12 protein-coding genes are annotated in these 18,408 nt (G+C 45.9%); 2 read left to right on the forward strand and 10 right to left on the reverse strand.

Going from position 1 to position 18,408, the window contains the following annotated elements; genetic code table 11:
- Positions 1 to 20 precede the first annotated feature (20 nt).
- The 5 genes from aroG to H8K36_RS01960 form a co-directional block, all read right to left on the reverse strand.
- Positions 21 to 1,079 (reverse strand): 3-deoxy-7-phosphoheptulonate synthase AroG, encoded by a 1,059-nt coding sequence (gene aroG, locus H8K36_RS01940; protein WP_186915339.1) that lies wholly within the window; start codon positions 1,077 to 1,079, stop codon positions 21 to 23.
- Between the two features lie 322 nt (positions 1,080 to 1,401).
- Positions 1,402 to 2,091, reverse strand: a complete 690-nt coding sequence (locus H8K36_RS01945) for a nitroreductase family protein (protein ID WP_186915338.1) — start codon at positions 2,089 to 2,091, stop codon at positions 1,402 to 1,404.
- A 183-nt stretch (positions 2,092 to 2,274) separates the two neighbouring features.
- Complete coding sequence (tldD, locus tag H8K36_RS01950) at positions 2,275 to 3,735, reverse strand: metalloprotease TldD (RefSeq protein ID WP_186915337.1); 1,461 nt, start codon at positions 3,733 to 3,735, stop codon at positions 2,275 to 2,277.
- A gap of 27 nt (positions 3,736 to 3,762) precedes the next feature.
- Positions 3,763 to 4,584 carry a carbon-nitrogen hydrolase family protein gene (locus tag H8K36_RS01955; RefSeq protein ID WP_186915770.1) on the reverse strand — a complete coding sequence of 274 codons (822 nt, stop codon included), beginning with the start codon at positions 4,582 to 4,584 and terminating at the stop codon, positions 3,763 to 3,765.
- Between the two features lie 11 nt (positions 4,585 to 4,595).
- The gene (locus H8K36_RS01960; RefSeq protein ID WP_186915336.1) at positions 4,596 to 8,765 is read right to left on the reverse strand and encodes a YhdP family protein; all 4,170 of its coding nucleotides are present in this window, start codon (positions 8,763 to 8,765) and stop codon (positions 4,596 to 4,598) included.
- A gap of 331 nt (positions 8,766 to 9,096) precedes the next feature.
- Here H8K36_RS01960 and glnE point away from each other — a divergent pair, with 331 nt between their 5' ends.
- Entirely contained in the window at positions 9,097 to 11,817 is a 2,721-nt protein-coding gene (glnE, locus tag H8K36_RS01965; RefSeq protein ID WP_186915335.1) for a bifunctional [glutamate--ammonia ligase]-adenylyl-L-tyrosine phosphorylase/[glutamate--ammonia-ligase] adenylyltransferase, read from the forward strand.
- Between the two features lie 90 nt (positions 11,818 to 11,907).
- Here the strand turns inward: glnE and pbpG are convergent, their stop codons facing one another.
- From pbpG to H8K36_RS01985, 4 genes are all read right to left on the reverse strand, one after another.
- Positions 11,908 to 13,008: a D-alanyl-D-alanine endopeptidase gene (gene pbpG, locus H8K36_RS01970; RefSeq protein ID WP_230404270.1), complete on the reverse strand. Its 1,101-nt coding sequence runs from the start codon at positions 13,006 to 13,008 to the stop codon at positions 11,908 to 11,910.
- Between the two features lie 188 nt (positions 13,009 to 13,196).
- Positions 13,197 to 13,892 carry a nitroreductase gene (locus H8K36_RS01975; protein ID WP_186915768.1) on the reverse strand — a complete coding sequence of 232 codons (696 nt, stop codon included), beginning with the start codon at positions 13,890 to 13,892 and terminating at the stop codon, positions 13,197 to 13,199.
- A gap of 20 nt (positions 13,893 to 13,912) precedes the next feature.
- Positions 13,913 to 15,796, reverse strand: coding sequence for an ATP-dependent DNA helicase (locus tag H8K36_RS01980; RefSeq protein ID WP_230404330.1), 1,884 nt, complete (start codon positions 15,794 to 15,796; stop codon positions 13,913 to 13,915).
- Positions 15,797 to 16,018: 222 nt separating this feature from the next.
- On the reverse strand, positions 16,019 to 16,219 hold the full coding sequence (locus tag H8K36_RS01985) for a YdcH family protein (RefSeq protein WP_186915333.1): 201 nt from the start codon (positions 16,217 to 16,219) through the stop codon (positions 16,019 to 16,021).
- A 78-nt stretch (positions 16,220 to 16,297) separates the two neighbouring features.
- Here H8K36_RS01985 and H8K36_RS01990 point away from each other — a divergent pair, with 78 nt between their 5' ends.
- The gene (locus H8K36_RS01990; protein WP_186915332.1) at positions 16,298 to 17,095 is read left to right on the forward strand and encodes a PP2C family protein-serine/threonine phosphatase; all 798 of its coding nucleotides are present in this window, start codon (positions 16,298 to 16,300) and stop codon (positions 17,093 to 17,095) included.
- A gap of 79 nt (positions 17,096 to 17,174) precedes the next feature.
- Here the strand turns inward: H8K36_RS01990 and flgL are convergent, their stop codons facing one another.
- Positions 17,175 to 18,398, reverse strand: a complete 1,224-nt coding sequence (flgL, locus tag H8K36_RS01995) for a flagellar hook-associated protein FlgL (RefSeq protein WP_186915331.1) — start codon at positions 18,396 to 18,398, stop codon at positions 17,175 to 17,177.
- Positions 18,399 to 18,408: the final 10 nt, after the last annotated feature.

An 18,408-nucleotide genomic window follows, 5' to 3' on the forward strand; every position in this document is an offset into this window, starting at 1 on the left:
GGGGCGCAGATTAGACAATGTTATTTACGTGAACTACGACGCTGCTTCACGGCGTCTGCCAAACCTTGCAATACGCCTTCACTGTCAGCCCAATCGATACATCCGTCGGTAATTGATTGACCATAGACCAGCTCTTTGCCCGGCACCACATCTTGACGGCCCGCGACCAGATTCGATTCAATCATGACACCGACAATTCGATCATCACCATTGGCGATTTGTGTTGCAATATCGGCGCACACTGGAATCTGGTTCATCGGATTTTTCGAACTATTAGCGTGTGAGGCATCGATCATGATGCGTGCTTCTAAGCCATTGGCGACGATGCTCTTGGCAGCTGCATCAACACTCTCCGCATCATAGTTAGGCGTCTTACCACCGCGCAAAATAATATGGCAGTCTTCATTTCCGTTGGTAGAGACAATCGCTGAATGGCCACCTTTGGTTACCGATAAGAAGTGATGCGGTTGCGAAGAAGCTTTGATCGCGTCAACCGCGATTTTGACATTTCCATCGGTACCATTTTTGAAGCCAACTGGGCACGACAAACCCGACGCTAATTCGCGATGCACTTGAGACTCTGTAGTACGGGCGCCAATCGCTCCCCAGCTGATCAAGTCCGCAATATATTGCGGACTAATCATATCCAAATATTCTGTACCAGCCGGCAAACCGAGTTCATTAATATTCAACAACAATTCACGCGCAATTCGCAAACCGTCGTTGATACGGAAACTGTTATCCATGTAAGGATCATTGATTAAGCCCTTCCAACCAACGGTAGTGCGCGGTTTTTCAAAGTAGACACGCATAACGATTTCCAATTCACCAGCAAATTTCACTCGCGCTTCTGCAAGTTTCTTCGCATAGTCCATTGCCGCTTTGGTGTCATGAATGGAACAAGGTCCGATAACAACCATAACACGATCATCTTTAGCATGAAGAATATTATGAAGAGCGGTACGTGCATTCGCTGTCACCTCCGAAGCTTTGTCCGAGCATGAGAATTCTCGGATCAAATGCGAAGGAGGAAGCAATTCTTTCATTTCGCGAATGCGTAAGTCATCAGTACGTTGCATAAGAGTTTCCGTCGTTAGATTAAGTAAGTGTTAAATTGAAATCGTTAAAATCTTCGCGCAAAAAAAAACCGCCAGTTCGGCGGTTTCTTTGGGATCGGTTTGGGTTCTGTTTTGCTTTATTTCGCTTCTACGTGAACTTACCGCTTCTCCACCGCCTTTGGGTTGGAATAGCTAAAGTAAAAGTGAAAGTAAAATCGTACAGCAAACATGAGCATCCTCGTGATCGAATGGATCGACTATAACAACATCTAACGACAATTGGCAAGCTTTTTATCGAAAATGCAGAGAAAGCTTAACATCAGACAAATTTTCCGCTTGTACATTAAAGAAAACTGGCGATTTGTTCCAAAGGCTTCTTACGAATATTCGGCACCATGCAATGTGTCGCGGGATGCCCTACCACCAATAAGATATAAGGTTTCTCATTGTCTGGACGCCCAAGCAATTGGTTCAGGAAGCCCATCGGGCTCGGTGTATGTGTCAGAGTCGCCAGACCGGCGTGATGTAAGGCTGCAATCAAGAATCCCGTTGCTATCGATACCGATTCCGGAACGTAGTAATTTTTCACTGCAGTGCCATCGTCCATCAAGGTACTTTTCTGGCCAAAGATGGCAATCAAGTAAGGCGCGTCTTCGAGAAACGGTTTATTTGAATCGGTACCAAGCGGCGCCAAGGCATCTTTCCATTCTTGTGGTGCGCGTCGTTCATAGAACTCACGCTCTTCAATCTCTGCTTCGATACGAATCTTGTGCTTTAAAGCTGGATCTGCGACCACCGCGAAGTGCCAAGGCTGATGATTCGCGCCTGACGGTGCTGTTCCAGCTGCTAACAAACATTGCTCAATGATTTCTCGCGACACGGGAGTCGAAGAAAATTCACGGATGGTCTTACGACGAGACAATTCTTGATAGAAAGCTTTAGCGCGTTGCGCCATTTCTTCAGGCGGATAAGCGCGATACGTGGACAAGGGTACAAACTGTGGCGTACCTTGATTGAATGAAAGCTTGGACATATGAACCTTTCTTGCGAAAGGCCCTACTCTAATACCAAGCTAAGACCGACTCAATAGCTTCGAAAAACTTCCGTATAAAGCGGTCGCCGGGTGTTAAAAAGTATAAATAAATGCGGAAAAATATGTATATACAAGAGGATCTTCGGAGGGCAGTGTAAATGTCTAGCCCTCCACCATTAGCCCTTACGCCGTTCCACCCACAACAAGCCCATCAATACGTAAAGTTGGTTGACCAACACCGACCGGTACGCTCTGCCCCTCTTTGCCGCAAACACCAACACCGGAATCGAGACGCATGTCGTTACCGATCATCGATACACGATTTAAGACATCAGGACCATTGCCGATCAAAGTAGCGCCTTTCACAGGATAGGTCACTTTACCGTCTTCAATCATGTAGGCTTCGCTGGCAGAAAACACAAATTTACCGTTCGTGATATCAACCTGCCCACCACCGAAGTTAACGGCGTACAAACCATTTTTGACCGAAGCCAATATTTCCGCGGGATCTTTGTCGCCAGCCAGCATATAAGTGTTTGTCATGCGCGGCATAGGCAAATGCGCGAATGATTCGCGACGTGCATTGCCCGTCACCGGCATCTTCATCAAGCGAGCATTCATCGTATCCTGAATATATCCCTTCAAAATACCATCTTCAATCAACGTGGTGCACTGGGTAGGATTACCTTCATCATCGATATTCAACGAACCACGACGGTTCGCCAAGGTACCGTCATCGACCACCGTAACACCTTTGGCAGCCACACGATCACCAATGCGTCCTGCAAAAGTGCTGGAGCCCTTACGATTAAAATCACCTTCTAAGCCATGACCGATTGCCTCATGCAATAACACACCCGGCCATCCAGAGCCTAAGACCACGGTCATCGGTCCCGCCGGTGCTGGGCGCGAATCTAAATTCACCAGGGCGGAGTGCACCGCATCTTGCGCATACTGTTCGAGAATTGCATCAGTAAAATAAGAAAAATTGTAGCGACCACCACCGCCACTAGAACCCGTCTCACGGCGACCATTCTGTTCAGCGATAACAGTCAAGGACATACGCACCAGCGGACGAACATCAGCGGCAATAACACCGTCGCTACGTGCGACTAAAACCACATCGTATTCGCCAGCTAAACTTGCCATTACTTGGACTACACGAGGATCTTTCGCACGCGCGATTTTTTCAATGCGCTCCAGCAAAGCCACTTTTTGATTAGCGTCCAAGGAGGCTAAAGGATCATCTTGCAAATACAATTGATGGCCTTGCAATCCTTGCATACTGCTAGCGACTTTAATCTTACCCGCGCCTGCCCTAGCGATCGTGCGAGTGGCGGCAGCAGCCTCGAGCAATGCATGTTCAGAGATTTCGTCGGAATAAGAAAACGCAGTTTTATCACCTGACACAGCGCGAACACCAACACCTTGATCAATAGAAAAACTGCCAGTCTTAACAATACCCTCTTCTAAACTCCACCCCTCATTTTTGGTGAATTGAAAGTACATATCGGCATAATCAATCTTATGAGAAAACATAGTTTTCAATGCCGAATTCAACTTTGTCTCATCCAAACCAAAAGGAGTGAGCAAAATATCGCGAGCGATCGCGAGGTGTTTTAAGTTGGTGTCAAACGGTGTCATAGCTTTCAACGTTTCTTTCAATATTGTTTAGCAAGCGAGTTTTCTATGCTTCAAAGCTGGTAAATTCGTGCGGATTTTTTCCATCTGTATCGGATCGATATCTCCAATGCAGTACCCCTCGCCTTGCTCTACACAATCGAGTATCTTGCCCCATGGATCAATCAACATACTATGCCCCCAAGTTCGGCGGCCGTTTTGATGTAAACCACCTTGAGCAGAAGCTAGAACATAGCATTGATTCTCAATGGCCCTAGCTCTCAGGAGAACCTCCCAATGGGCTTGACCAGTCACATGCGTAAAGGCGGCAGGAAGTATCATCAGACCACATTGTCCCATACTTCTAAAAAGCTCGGGGAAACGTAAGTCATAGCAGATTCCTAGACCAACATCGCCAATGGCACTTGGAAAATGCACCACCTCGGCTCCAGGAGTAATCGTGTTCGATTCTTGATACGATTCATCACCATTACTAAAACCAAACAAATGAATTTTGTCGTAGCGCGTGAGCAAATTACCATCCTGACCAAATACCAGGCAGGCATTGAAAATCTTAGTTTCGGTGTCAGACTTCAAAGGAATTGTGCCGCCAACGAGAATCACATCTAGCTCTTGGGCTAATTTTGACAAAAATTGTTGCAACGATCCTCGACCAAATTCTTCTGCACAATTGACTTTATCTGTATCACGTAAGCCCATGATGGACCAGTATTCTGGGAGCACCAACAACTCAGCGCCCGCTTCTTTCGCTTGGCGCAGTAATTTTGCAGCTACCACCATATTTTCTTCTGGTGTTGGGCTGGAGACCATTTGAATCGCGGCGACTTTCATATTCTTACGTCCTTCATTCATCAATCTATAGTTCACTTCTCAGAGACATGTTCTGGATTGGGTAAATTCGACTCTTTCTTGCTTTGTTCAGTCTTTAGCTTATCTGCCTTTTGCTTTTCTAAAATCGTTTGGCGTTCTTTATTTTCCAACTCGGTCACGACTGGATTTTGCCAGGTCCCCGTAATTTTCAGTTCTTCGGTTGCAGCTCGTTTAAGCGGATCTTTAAATAGGAGTTGTGCCAAGAAGGTACTTACTCCTATCGCTGGATTTGCAATTAAACCGTACACCACTGAGGCAGCACCGAAATTCAAGTTAGCGATCCGCGCCACATGCAAATCTTGTGTTTCCTTAACGATATTGGCAGACCCCTCAGCAAGTACAGTCGCGCTAACGCTACTCATCTTAAAATTATCCGTAGTTGCAACACCGTTGACAATATTGGCGGTCCCATTCACCGTATCAAAAGCAAAGCCTTCTGCAAACACATCGCGAAAATCAAGAAATAAACGTCGTGGTAAAGACTGCATATTTAATACGCCAATCAATTTCGCCACACCGCCATCAACCTTCAGAAATTGGCCCGCATTCAGCTTCAATTCCAGCTTCCCCGAAAGACTCGGCAAATCCAGTTCAAAAGGAAGTCCGGTCCAACGCAAATCTCCCTCAAGCTTACCCTTCCCTGAGCGTAGAAAATCAACAAAGCCCAAGCGATCCAATAATTTTCCGGCATTACTAATGTCGAGCGAGTAATTCAACTGGGTTTGACTTAAGTCTTTGATCGCGGTCCATTTACCAGTTGCATTTAGTTCAGCATCCTCATTTTTCAAATGTAAGCGATCAATATTCCATTCTCGCCCTTCTGGGGTCACCGTATTACTCGCAGAAAGATCGGCCCGGCCGAATTTTTTGCCAAGTAACTCGAATTGATCTGCGTGAATTTCCAAAGCGGGCAACTGCTTAGTTGTATTTTTCGCTTGCAGAAGCTCACTCACATCAGCGGCCGCAGAGCGAGGAATGTACAAGCGTCCTAGTTTCGCAGAAATGAGGCCATTCTGATGCTTCTCGTTAGGTGGGATCCACTCAATCGAACCAGAAGCTTGCTTTGATTCCACATTGGCTTGCCATAGCTTACCCGACCGTGATCCGCCCAACACGATCTTCTCTATCTTCTTACCGAATATCTGTAATTCATCGGTCACCAAAGACACTCTATTAGGAAAAATATACTGCATCATTTCAGAATTGAGGACTGCATTATTGTCGGCCACAAGGTTTAGCTTATTTGGTGTGGAAACTAAGTTTTTCCAATCATCGAGATTGAGATTTTTTGACTCGACTTGCAGTGACAAACCATCTTCAGCCAAACTTGGCGTTGCATTAACGGCGACAGCCCCACGCAAAACTTGGAATTTTGCGTTTCTATCAGTCAATCGTTTGCGCTGATAAACCGCCTGCAATAGTTCACCAGCACTCAATCGTATCGTATCGCGAGTCTCACTTAATTCGCCAGAAGCGTCTGGTTGCATTTCGAAATGAAGCGGCAAATGTTCGGTTGGATTCTTATTAAATGGCGCCGGAAAATCGATACCAAAACCTTGTAGGTTACTATCGACTTGTAGCTCTAGTTGCCGACGTTTTACATTGATTTGAGCGAGGTAACGACTGTTTCCTGAAAGACGTTCAAGCAAGGGTGAAAAGTCAGCACCCTCGAAATGCTTTTGAATACCGTCGCTGGTGGCCAATCCATCTAACTTAATACGAATGACACCATCTTTTTGCGTACCTCCAGTTGCCGTTAAAGGCCCACCTAGAGCATTCGCTTTTAAAGTATTTAGATTTAATCCTCGTTCATTAAAATCAAGCTTGCCCGTCAATCCTGTAATTAGCGGCAATCCCGGTTGCAGGACCGTATCGTTAGCATTCAAAGTCAATACACCATTCACTTTCGAATCGATGATGGAATGCAAAGGTAACTGCAATTTCAAGGCCAATTGCGCAGCACCGTTGGCGCTTGAGTCATGTAAAAAATTTCCGATCCAATCATCGACAGGACTTGCTTTAACGTAGTTGAACATTGTTTGTAACGAACCAACAGCATTTCCATCAATCACCAAGATAGACTCATGACTCGCTAAATCAGGGATCACAGCCAACACTTTGGACAAGGGAACTTGATTTGTTTGTGCTGTCTCAGCCCGAATTTCCATGCGAGCCTTGTCAAACACAAAGCTGCCCTTGATGTTATCGATCACGGGCCAAAACGGCGAGACACCGTCTTTCGACATCACACCAGGTAAGAAATTTAACTTGCCGTCGGCAATACTTCCTCGTACAACAAATTCACCCGTACTTTTTTGCTTGGAGTCCAGACTGGTAAATGGAAAATCCTGTAGGCGTCCCTTTAGACGTAAACTCACATTGTTTGCTTTACCCTCGAGCAAAGCATTGGCCAGCCAATGGCGCAGATGCTCCGGTGCTTTCTCTGGTATGAAACGAGCAATTGTTTTAACATCAAAGCCAGTCAAGTCGCCATTCAAGTCGACCTCGCCAAGATCGACTTGGCGCATATTTCGATGATGACTTCCATGTAAATGCGCGGTTGCGCCATTTTGCTCGAAACTTAAGTCTTGTATTTCAAAGCGGAAATCTTCGTTATTCTGCAGTTCCCATTTAGCGTTCATGCGTAACGAATCAAACGGCATATCTGGATCGACAAAGTAACTGGGCAATTGCAAATGCAGTGCTTTGGAATCTAACGTCAGGCGGCCTGATTTTTCGTTGGCACTAATCCGACCACTCACATTATCGAAGCCGGGGGTTGCCGGAAAACCAGCTTTCGCAGGCTGCTTGCCAATTTTTGGGCGCGCCAACTGCGCCTTAAGAGGTCGCATCTGTAGTTCAATGAATTCACCTTCGATCCTATAGGTCGAAATTTCTGGGAAAGTACCCTGCCAACTTGCCGTGAAATCGCGGAGTAAGCCTTTTGGTGCAACATCGATCAAAATCTGCCGTTGATCTGCAGGAATGGGCAAATGCTCAGCGAAATTTGCCAATGAATGCAAGTCCAACGACTTTGCATGAATTTCCACTTTTTCCGCTTGACCTTTACTCGCAGGGATATAGGTTTCGCGCAAACTGGTCGCTGGAAGTACAAGACCACTACGGGTCTTCATCGTCAAATTTTCAACCGCTAAACTATGACCCGTTTGACCAAAAATATTAGGTAGGTAAGGATAGTCCTTGATTACACGCTCAGAAGCAATAATGCGCCCACTCACGCTTGCCATATCAAGTTCAGGCAAGTCACGACGAAAACGTCCAAAAACATCGAAAAGCTGAACATCTGCAGTGAAGTCGGACAAGTGCCCTGCTTCAATACGCAACCAGCAACGTAGGGCACCAAGGCCCTTGTCTAACTTAATGGGAAAAGGGAAATAGCGATGAATCGCTGGAATATCAGCCGCTTTGAGATCTGCATACATTTCGCCAGACCATGACGCCAAATCCAAACGTTTTTTGGCAAAAACCGACTGTTTAAGAGAACCACGAATATCCAATGGAGCGGCCATTTGCGATGGAGGTGTTGCCTGCAAGGCGAATTGGTGAGTGCGCCACTGATTCTGCACGCGAAGATGTAAATCTTTAAGCTCAATCAGGGGCAAACCAGATAAGCGATCGTCCCAACTAATTGATCCGCCATTGATACTCAATTCAGATTGCGCCAATAGCCATTCGATGATGTGCTCATTACTACCGCTACCGCCCTTTGGATCAATTCGAAATCCTGCTACCTCTATCAAACCAGCGCTATTGCGGGCAATTTGCAGGTGAGGTGAAACGATCTCAATACGTGAAAAACGCAAATCAAATACGAATAACGACCACCAAGATATCTGCGTATGAATCTCTGGCAAAGATAAATCTGCAATCCCTTGATCATTTAAGATTCGGAACTCTTTGATATTGATCTCGGGATGCCAACCACGCCACTCCGCTTGAAGACTCGCAAGCTTCACTTGGCGTTTTAGCTGGGTAGAGGCATATTGCTCAATTTCGGGTTTGTAACGTTCTACATTTGGCAAAGCCACGAAACGCAAAAACAAGAAAAGTAAGGCGAAGAAAAAATAGGCAAAGACTAAAAACTTGAAACACAAACGCGCGGCATGACGCGCTCCCCGCCCACTATGCAAGGCGGTGATCAAACAAAAACCTCGCAATGTACGCCAGAATTTTTTGAATCTAGAGTTTGAGGGTAAATCTGTTACCGATTGATCTCCCGATTTTTTTTCACCGGTTGACATCAGTAATGACAAATATATATTAGGGACAAATTAAACCTCAATTGAACAAACCTTCAACAGACACCGAAACAATTCAGGCTGTTCTATTTCACAAGCTTTTTAGGCATTTACACCAAGTCAACGTCAATTAACGAAGGCGACAGAATCACAATCGCTTACAATTCTCTCAAACCGCACGAAAACGACGCATTTTCGAATACCCAGACATTAGCATTTTGCAAGCATAAATTCAATGAACGCCAATCATATTCAAAGCCTAGAGGGCTACCAATCCTCCCGATTTCTTAATCGTTGGCTTGCGGCAAAATCAGAACGATTGCCATCGTTAATCGAACAATCAGCATTATCAATGACGAAGCAAGATTTTGCGCAAATTTTACAAAATGAAATAGATTCGGGAGCAATCCTCAATGCAGCCATGCGCCGCACCCGCAATCTAGTCATGGCAAGTTTAATCAAACGCGATCTCGAAGGACAGGCAGAATTGCATGAGGTAGTGACCACAGTCAGCGAATTTGCCGACTTCGTGGTGCAAACCCATCTCCAATCTCTGATGGAAGAAATGGTGACAAACCACGGGGATCCGATTGGAGAGGAATCTGGTGAAAAGCAGGAACTGATTGTTTTGGGAATGGGCAAGCTCGGAGGCTTTGAACTCAATGTCTCTTCTGACATTGATCTCATCTTCTGCTACAACGAAGATGGCGAAACCAAGGCCAGCGGCGAACAACGCCAACTTTCAAATCACGAATTCTTTAGTCGACTTGGAAAAAAACTGATCGCTGCGATTTCCGAAATTACCGAAGATGGTTTTTCATTCAGGGTAGACATGGCGCTGCGCCCGAATGGCGCATCCGGCCCACTCGTGGCTAGCTTCGGCATGATTGAAGATTACTTCCTCGTACAAGGACGCGAATGGGAGCGTTACGCATGGGTGAAAGCACGTGCGCTTACTGGTAAACCATCTGACATCAACGTACTTGATAAAATGATCTTTCCCTTTGTATATCGCCGCTATCTCGACTATGGTGTTATCGATTCTCTTCGCAATATGCATCATCAGATCCGAGCAGAAGTAATACGGCAAGAGACACGGCATCCAGATCGAGGCATCAATGTCAAACTGGGTCGCGGCGGGATACGCGAAGTTGAGTTTCTAGCGCAAGTCTTTCAGTTGATTCGTGGAGGGCGAGAAGCACATCTACGAGATCGCTCCACTAGAGCCACTTTGCTTTGCCTTGCCGAGAAAGGCATCCTCGATGGCCTGTTAGTCGATCAATTGCTACAAGCCTACAACTTTTTACGCAATGTAGAACATCGATTGCAATATCTGGACGATGCGCAAACCCATATTTTCCCCGCCAAATTAGACGACCAAACGATAGTCGCACGAATGATGGGCTATCCCAGTGTTGAAGCACTCAATCAAGTCCTGGTGCCATACATGCAGTTTGTCGCCGAACAATTCGATGCCATTTTCAAAGAAAAATCTGACAATGAGGAACATCAACTAGACGCTTCCACGATGTCAGATCAAGAGGCACATGAAAATATCGTTAGCCATCTGCAATCACTGCAGTTCCACGATATGAAGGATGTCGCTACGCGTATCGCAACAACTTGGCAATCCACCAAAATACAAGCACTGAGCGAATCTACCCAACAAAAAATGGCAGGACTCATCAACGCCGCGCTGCTCACGATAGCAAAACAAAAAGAAGCGCAATTAGAGACGATCAGTCGCTTCCTCGATTTCCTCGAGCAAATTGCTAGGCGTACCGCCTATCTTTCTTTGCTTACAGAGTTTCCTCATGCACTTGAACGAGTCGTGCGCATGATGGCCGCAAGCGATTGGGCTGCAAAATTCCTCAATCGCCACCCAATTCTCCTAGATGAACTTTTAGACGAATCGGTATTACACCAAGTGCCCGACTGGATAGAATTTGAAAGCGAGTTGATGCAGGCGCTCCAAGCGCATGAAGGCGATATTGAAAGCCAATTAGATACACTTAGGGAATATCATCATGCACTACTGTTTCGTCTATTGGCGCAAGATCTTGAAGGTCGCGTTTCAGTTGAACACTTGGCAGATCTGTTATCGAAATTAGCAGACATTATGGTCGAAGCAGTGGTGCAAAGCGTATGGAAAACCATACCCAATCGCCATCTTGAGCGACCACAGTTTGCTGTCATTGCCTATGGTAAGTTAGGTGGTAAAGAGCTCAGCTATGCCTCAGATCTAGATGTGATTTTTCTCTACGATGATGAAGACCAAGAAGCGCCGGCATTGTATGCAAAACTTGCGCAGCGTTTTATTACTTGGATGACGACCCATACATCATCTGGCATTTTATTCGACATCGATATCGCGCTTAGACCTGATGGCGCAAGCGGACTAATGGTTTCTTCGTTGGCAGCATTTGAACGCTATCAAGAAAAGTCGGCTTGGTTGTGGGAGCACCAAGCCCTGACAAGAGCACGTTTCTGTGCTGGCGATCACTCCATTGGCGAGAAATTTGAACAGATACGTCGACAAGTCCTCAGTCAAATTCGAGAGCCTCAAAAGTTACGCGAAGAAGTGATACACATGCGCAAACGTATGCGCGATGCCAATGTCAATCGTAGCAAATTGTTTGACCTCAAACATGACGAAGGCGGCATGATTGATATCGAGTTTATCGTGCAGTATCTCATCCTCATGCATGCAAACAAGTATCCAGAACTAACCGGCAACTTGGGTAATATCGCGCTACTTAAACGTTGTGGGCAGCTCGGTTTAATTGATGAAAAGCTCGCCAATGAGACCGCAAACACTTATCGCGTCCTTCGCAAATACCAGCATAATATTCGTTTACAAGGTGAAGAAAAAGCACGCGTCGCGAAAGAAAAACTTGCCGATGTCTGCATGGCTAGCCTTCAACTGTGGAGCAGTTTATTTTCTCCTGAGGGATAAATAGAGTATCAAGAAATAAAAAAGGCTTTGAATCAATCAAAGCCTTTTTTACGTTTTAATGTCATTACGTTTTAATGTCATCCAGCCAAATTACATGTACTGTTTTGCCTGTGGGTGCATAGTATTTTGTATCCACTTCTTAATGCGTCCCGCATCTGCTAAGCGAGAATACTTGCCTTTGGAGTCAAGGAAAACCATCACTACAGCACGTCCTTCAATAATCGCCTGCATCACGAGGCAACGTCCCGCTTCAGCAATATAACCGGTCTTCTGCAGACCGATTTGCCATTCGGAGTCAGCCACCAATTTATTTGTTGTGCCATATTCCAAAGTACGGCGACCATTCGGATTTGGTGTGACGACATATTTCGAATCAGTCGAGTATTCGCGAATCAATGGATACTGATATGCCGCATTAATCAATTTCACCAAATCTCGGGCAGATGCCACATTCTTACTGGAGAGACCACTTGAATCGACATAACTCGTGTCGTTCATTCCTAATTGTTTCGCTTTCGCATTCATCGCATTAACGAAGGCGGCTAAACCGCCGGGATAGTTGCGTCCCAAAGCAGAGGCTGCGCGATTCTCTGAGCTCATCAAAGCAATATGAAGTAAATCTGCACGCGACAACTTCGCGCCAACTTGGAGTCGAGAGCCTGTGCCTTTCTCCTTGTCCAAATCTTCATTCGTAATTTCAATGACTTCATCGAGATCTTGTTTCGCTTCAACCACGACCAAGCTAGTCATTAACTTCGTAATCGAAGCAATAGGTAATGAAACCTCAGAATTCTTCTCGAACAGAACTTTTGAACTATCTTGATCGACAACAAAAGCGACATTTGACGCTAACGCCAATGGATCATCAGAGTGTTTAAGGCCAGCACGATCGCCGTTACTAGGACGATCTTCAACCTCGACTCTATGAGCGGCAACTTGCTTCTTGCCACGATGTTTTGTTGACTTCGCGAGCGTAGCGCCGTGTTTTTGACGTTTACTCGCTTTACTTGCCACTTGTTTTGACTTTGCAGAGGCTGATTTCGCTACATGTTTTTTATGGTGCGCGGCATTCGCTTCAGACATCATTCCCAAAGTTAATGCTGGAACGAGCGCGACAATGGCAAAAAGTGAGGCCCCGCTGGTGAATGTAAACATCGACTTCCCCATCGACTTCAGCTTTAATGCAAGCATGAATTGCTCCTTCTAACAAAAAAATTCCTAACGGAAAGAAGTTTAACAAATTTGCGATAATTCGCAAGAAAATTAAACACTTAGCGCAACTTCTTCAGCAAATACCTTCGCAGATGTGGTTCATCATATCAAAGGATTCCTAAAGAGCAAGAAAATTTATCACCCGCCTCAATCGTAAACCACTGTCCTTAATCAAGAAATTTCGTAAATTCTGTCAAGTCTGCGCGCTCCGTCACAAGCGAATTTTCAATCTTGTCGAGATCGGCGTAACCAAGCGCCATGCCGCAAACGACCATTTCTTCTTCGGGCATGTCTAAAACCGATCGAATGATTTTATGATATTGAGTAAAAGCCGCCTGCGGACAGGTATCCAAACCTCTGCCCCGGGCCGCGATCATGATATTTTGCAAGAACATGCCATAGTCTAACCATGAACCCTGCTCCATGATTCGGTCGATAGTAAAGATTAATCCAACTGGCGCGTCAAAAAATAGGTAATTCCGACCATGCTGCGCATGCATCCCTGCCTTATTTTCTCGTCCTAATCCGAGTAAAGCATACAGATCCCACCCCACTTTTCGGCGCCGATCAATATATGGACTACGCCACTCAACCGGATAGTATTTGTATTCTTCCGTGTGGGTTTTAGCGACTTCAGGTGCATTATGCACAGCTAAGATTTCTTGCTCAAGTTTCGCTTTTGTCGCGCCTGTCAAGACATAGACTTTCCATGGTTGCGTATTGGTGCCAGACGGTGCTCGCGATGCGACCTTGATTAATTCGGCGATATCTTCGTGCGCTATGGTTTTAGGCAAGAAAGCACGAATTGATCGACGACTTGTGATCGCTTGGTCGACCGTGTTTTGTTGTTCAGTCCGAATCATCATCATCCCTTTACTGTTTATCATCCGACTGACGCAGGGACAGTTAAATGACTAAAAAATTGAATTGCTACAGCCTGTTCACGGGTTCGAGAAAAAGGAGGCAAACTCTGCCAGATTCGCTTACCGTATGGTTTGGAAATCAAGCGGGGGTCACAAATCATCAAAACACCGCGATCTGTTTCGTCTCGAATTAAGCGCCCTGCTCCTTGCTTCAAATTAATGATAGCTTCTGGTAACTGATGGTGCACAAACCCGTTCAGGCCCTTTTTCTCCATGGCTTCAATTCTTGCTGCAAGTACCGGATCATCTGGAGGAGCAAACGGCAATTTATCAATCACGACTAAAGAAAGTGCGTCACCTCGTACATCGACCCCCTCCCAAAAACTCTGACTCCCGATCAATACCCCATTGCCTGCGGCGCGGAAGCGATCAAGCAGTTCAGTACGTCCGGCATCGCCCTGCACAAACAAAGGAAATGCCAAACCTCGTTTTTCAAACTCGTCACGCAAACGCTCTGCACAATGTTTGACCGCTTTGTTCGTAGTGCACAGAATGAATGTACGCCCTCCTGCCGCTTCGATTAGCGGTAAGGCTGCGTCAACCACTGCATCGGTATACTCCCAAGAGTTTGGTTGCGGCATATTTTCAGGGACGTAGAGCAAGCCCTGATCTTGATAGTTGAAGGGACTTGGCCAAGTTTTGGCAGGCTCATCCCATAAACCCATCTGAGACACATAATGACTGAAGTCATTCTTAACTGCCATCGTTGCGGAGGCAAATATCCACGCTCGGGGCATGCCTTCCCGTTGCTTATTGAAAATTGGGGCAATCGACAACGGTGTTTTATGCAGCTGCAAAGAACTCGAATACGCTTCAACCCACAAGACGCAATCTGGCTTTCCTTTTGCCTCTTTCGAATTTGGGTCGAGCTCTCTCCAATCCTCTAACGACGAATGCAAATCGATTGCGCGCACCCGACATTGTTCAATCGTTTCAGCGCGTTCTGCCTGCTTTTCTAATGTCGCAATCAGGTCTTCCAAACTATCCTTCAGCGCTTCCAAGTGTTCAAAGAATGGACTCGATGGCGCAATCTGTGCCAGAGAAAGCCGGATCGAATCTTGGGGAAAAGCCAAACGTAAATCTCGAGCCGCACGTTCGACCGGCGCCACAATCTTCGCCCACTCTGCGCCATCTCTGGCATGAGATAAGCCCTCAGCTAAACTATCTCGACAAAGTTCCAAGATCTGTGAGGTCGAGACCGCATCCCCGAAAAACAAAGTAGCGGTCTCGGGCAACTGATGCGCCTCATCAAAAATGACAGTGTTTGCTGAGGGAAGAAGCTCGGCAATACCAGTGTCCTTAAGGGCTAGATCAGCAAAAAACAAATGGTGATTGACGACCACAACATCGGCCTGCTGCGCTTCTTTTCGCGCCTTCATAACAAAGCAGTCTTGATAGTATTGGCACTCTGACCCCATACAAGTGTCTTTAGTCGAAGTAACCAAATTCCAAACTGGGGCAGTTTCAGGCACTCGCGCTAACTCAGACTTATCGCCGCTCATCGTCGTTTTGATAAAACGTGAAATATCACGAAGATACCCAACATCTTCTCGGGAAGTTAAGCGACCATTTTGTAGCGTACGTTCCAAATGAAAATGGCAAAGATAGTTGCCGCGTCCCTTGAGTAACGCGACCGATACCGGAGCCTTCAATACTTTCTTGATTGTTGGGATATCGCGTAAATACAGTTGATCCTGCAGATTCTTGGTTCCCGTGGAAACGATAGTTTTGCCACCCCATAGCAAAGCGGGAATCAAGTAAGCATAGGTTTTACCTGTTCCTGTACCTGCTTCAGCCAGCAAAGTGCTCTGCCCCTCGATGGCCAGAGCGATCGACTTTGCCATCTCAATTTGGGCCGCACGTGGACGATAACCGGGAATAGAAGAACTGAGTAAGCCCGTTTCGCCGAAAATCTGTTCGACTTCGCGGTCATGAATACCTTGGGCATTCGAATTTGATTGAATTTCTGTCAAAATAAGTGGTATGTAAAAAACACGAAGGAATTTTCCTAGACGCAATCACGATTTGGACCGAGGCAGTAGCCAAACCGACCGCCAAGCGGAAATTTAAGCCGGAATATCGGGTGACAATTGCATCTTGAGCAAAGCGATGTAATCCTTTAATTGCAATTTTCGCTTTTTCAATCGTCGAAGTTGCAACTCATCATGATTTGGATCTTTCACAATCGCCTCAATGACGGAGTCGAGGTCACGATGTTCCACCTCCAACTCACAAATGCGCATTCTAATTTGATTTGTATGATCCATAAGCTTTAAGAACGAGTAAAATAAGACGAATTAATTAAGTATTTCGGAAATACCGACTAGTGTAATCTACCCAGACGTATGAGCCAATATAAGATCGAAGCAGGTACCGCCCAACACATCGGCGATCGCAAAGAACAACAAGACCGTGTCGCGCTCTTCGCTGCCCCCAATGCCCCTGGCCACATGATGGCCGTGGTGGCAGATGGTATGGGCGGAAAAAGTGGCGGCGCCATTGCCGCAGAACAAGTTATTCGTTCCGCAAAAATGCTATTTGATGAGTTTTTCCCAGGTAATGACATCAAGGCGATGCTAGAAGCAATCGTCCACGAAGCTCACACGGTGATTAAACTGTCTGCTGTTTCTTCGGAAAAAGAACCTCACAGCACATTCGCAGCACTGGTCATATCTCCACAGAAAGCCGTTTGGGCACACGTCGGTGATTCTCGCCTATACCGTTTCTCTGGCCCGAATTTTGCCGAGCGTACCAAAGACCACTCTTATGTTGAGCGCTTGGTTGACGAAGGCATGATTACACCAGAAGAGGCCAAGAATCATAAAATGTCGAACGTCTTAGTGAACGTATTGGGTTCAAAAAATGCGATCCCTTATGTCACCTTCGGCGAGAAAGACAACCTCGTTGCAGGGGATTCCTTTTTACTTTGTTCAGACGGCCTCTGGCATTACTTCAGCGATATTGAGTTATCGGTTGCGGTTGGCGCGAGCACTCCGAGACAAGCGTCTGAGCTGATGATTCGGAAGGCGCGAGAACGAGCAAACTCGCATGGCGATAATGTTTCTTTCGCTATTGTTAAACTTGCTCCTCAGCCGGTTGAACAAAAAACCTATGTTGCTGAAAAAATGACAAGAGTGATTTAACGACCCAAATCAAGATCACAGTAATAAAAAAAGGATGCTACGGCATCCTTTTTTTGTGGCACTTGGATTTCAAAAGAAACTAGTTCATATAACTGAACAAGGACAAAGAAGTCGCCTTTACAAACGATTGTTGCGCAGCTTGCAACACCACTTGATTTTGATTTAGCTCAGTGATTGCTTTCGCATAGTCGAGATCTTGAATATCGGAAAGCTCTTGCTTATAAATCAAACCTAAACTATCACCTGCACTATTGAGTTCGTCTAGCTCTTTCAAACTAGTCCCAAAGTTAGTCCGCGCCGTTAGAACGTTCGACAATGATTTATCGACATTGCTATTCGCTTGATTCAAACGCCAATTAAGCTCAAGCTTCCCCTGCGACGTGGTCGCAGATGTTCGCAATGCGTTAATGACGTCAGTCAAGGTTTCGAAAATATTCTGATTTCCAGGTTGAACTGTATATTTATCGTTTGGTCCTGGAGCAGCGCTCGGTCCTGCGCCATTGGCAACAGTAATGTCCATTCCATCCACTGTCACAGTCGTTGGATTAGTATATGCCGTCGACGGTACGACAGTATTTCCTGTTGTCGTGTTTTTGACACTAAAATTCAAACCTGTGGAATCAAATGCAACTTCATAGTTATTGCCAGTGAGGTTCGCTGTCGTCGGCACATTAATCGCAACGGCTGTTGTAGCAGTTCCAGTATTTGACGGATTGGGAACGACGTTAAATTGGTTTGTTGACGTCCGTATATTTCCAAAAATGGCGTTTCCGGACTCGCTAATTGGAATCTGGCGCGAAGTGTCTACCTGAATCGATCGAACCCCTTGATCACCATTATAAGACGCCCCACCCTGTGTCTTGGTGTAAGGCGCAACCGTCGAAGAAAATCCAGAAAAAAGATAGGCTTCCGTACCATCGGTAGAATTTGCGAGGCCCAATAATTGATCCAAGTTACCTTGAAGCTCATTGGCGATGTATGAACGTTCTTGATCGCTGAGAACGCCATTTCCTGCACTGACCATGAGTGTTTTGACATTGTGCAAAACATCAGTCACATTGCCGAGCGTGTTTTCCGCAACGCTCAAGGTATTTATCGCATTTTTGCGGTTTGTTGCATATTGATCATTAACCGCATCAGACTGGGAAATAACTAGCGCACGAGCTGAACCAATTGGATCATCTGAGGGCGACAAGATGCGACGACCTGCAGCGATCTGCTGCTGAGTACGATTCAATGCAACTTGAAGGTCGCTAATACGGCCGCCACCGTTCTGAAAAATTGTCGTAGTACTGATACGCATAATTAAACCT

It is taken from the genome of Affinundibacterium nitidum, from assembly GCF_014284155.1.
Taxonomy (GTDB): Bacteria; Pseudomonadota; Gammaproteobacteria; order Burkholderiales; family Burkholderiaceae_D; genus Undibacterium; species Undibacterium nitidum.

Bases quoted from the DNA above. Each gene is read 5' to 3' on its own strand.
- tldD (WP_186915337.1), bottom strand. From the start codon at position 3,735: ATGACACCGTTTGACACCAACTTAAAACACCTCGCGATCGCTCGCGAT.
- pbpG (WP_230404270.1), bottom strand. From the start codon at position 13,008: ATGCTTGCATTAAAGCTGAAGTCGATGGGGAAGTCGATGTTTACATTC.
- aroG (WP_186915339.1), bottom strand. From the start codon at position 1,079: ATGCAACGTACTGATGACTTACGCATTCGCGAAATGAAAGAATTGCTT.
- H8K36_RS01955 (WP_186915770.1), bottom strand. From the start codon at position 4,584: ATGAATGAAGGACGTAAGAATATGAAAGTCGCCGCGATTCAAATGGTC.
- glnE (WP_186915335.1), top strand. From the start codon at position 9,097: ATGAACGCCAATCATATTCAAAGCCTAGAGGGCTACCAATCCTCCCGA.
- H8K36_RS01990 (WP_186915332.1), top strand. From the start codon at position 16,298: ATGAGCCAATATAAGATCGAAGCAGGTACCGCCCAACACATCGGCGAT.
- H8K36_RS01980 (WP_230404330.1), bottom strand. From the start codon at position 15,796: ATGGCAAAGTCGATCGCTCTGGCCATCGAGGGGCAGAGCACTTTGCTG.
- H8K36_RS01985 (WP_186915333.1), bottom strand. From the start codon at position 16,219: ATGGATCATACAAATCAAATTAGAATGCGCATTTGTGAGTTGGAGGTG.
- flgL (WP_186915331.1), bottom strand. From the start codon at position 18,398: ATGCGTATCAGTACTACGACAATTTTTCAGAACGGTGGCGGCCGTATT.
- H8K36_RS01975 (WP_186915768.1), bottom strand. From the start codon at position 13,892: ATGATTCGGACTGAACAACAAAACACGGTCGACCAAGCGATCACAAGT.
- H8K36_RS01945 (WP_186915338.1), bottom strand. From the start codon at position 2,091: ATGTCCAAGCTTTCATTCAATCAAGGTACGCCACAGTTTGTACCCTTG.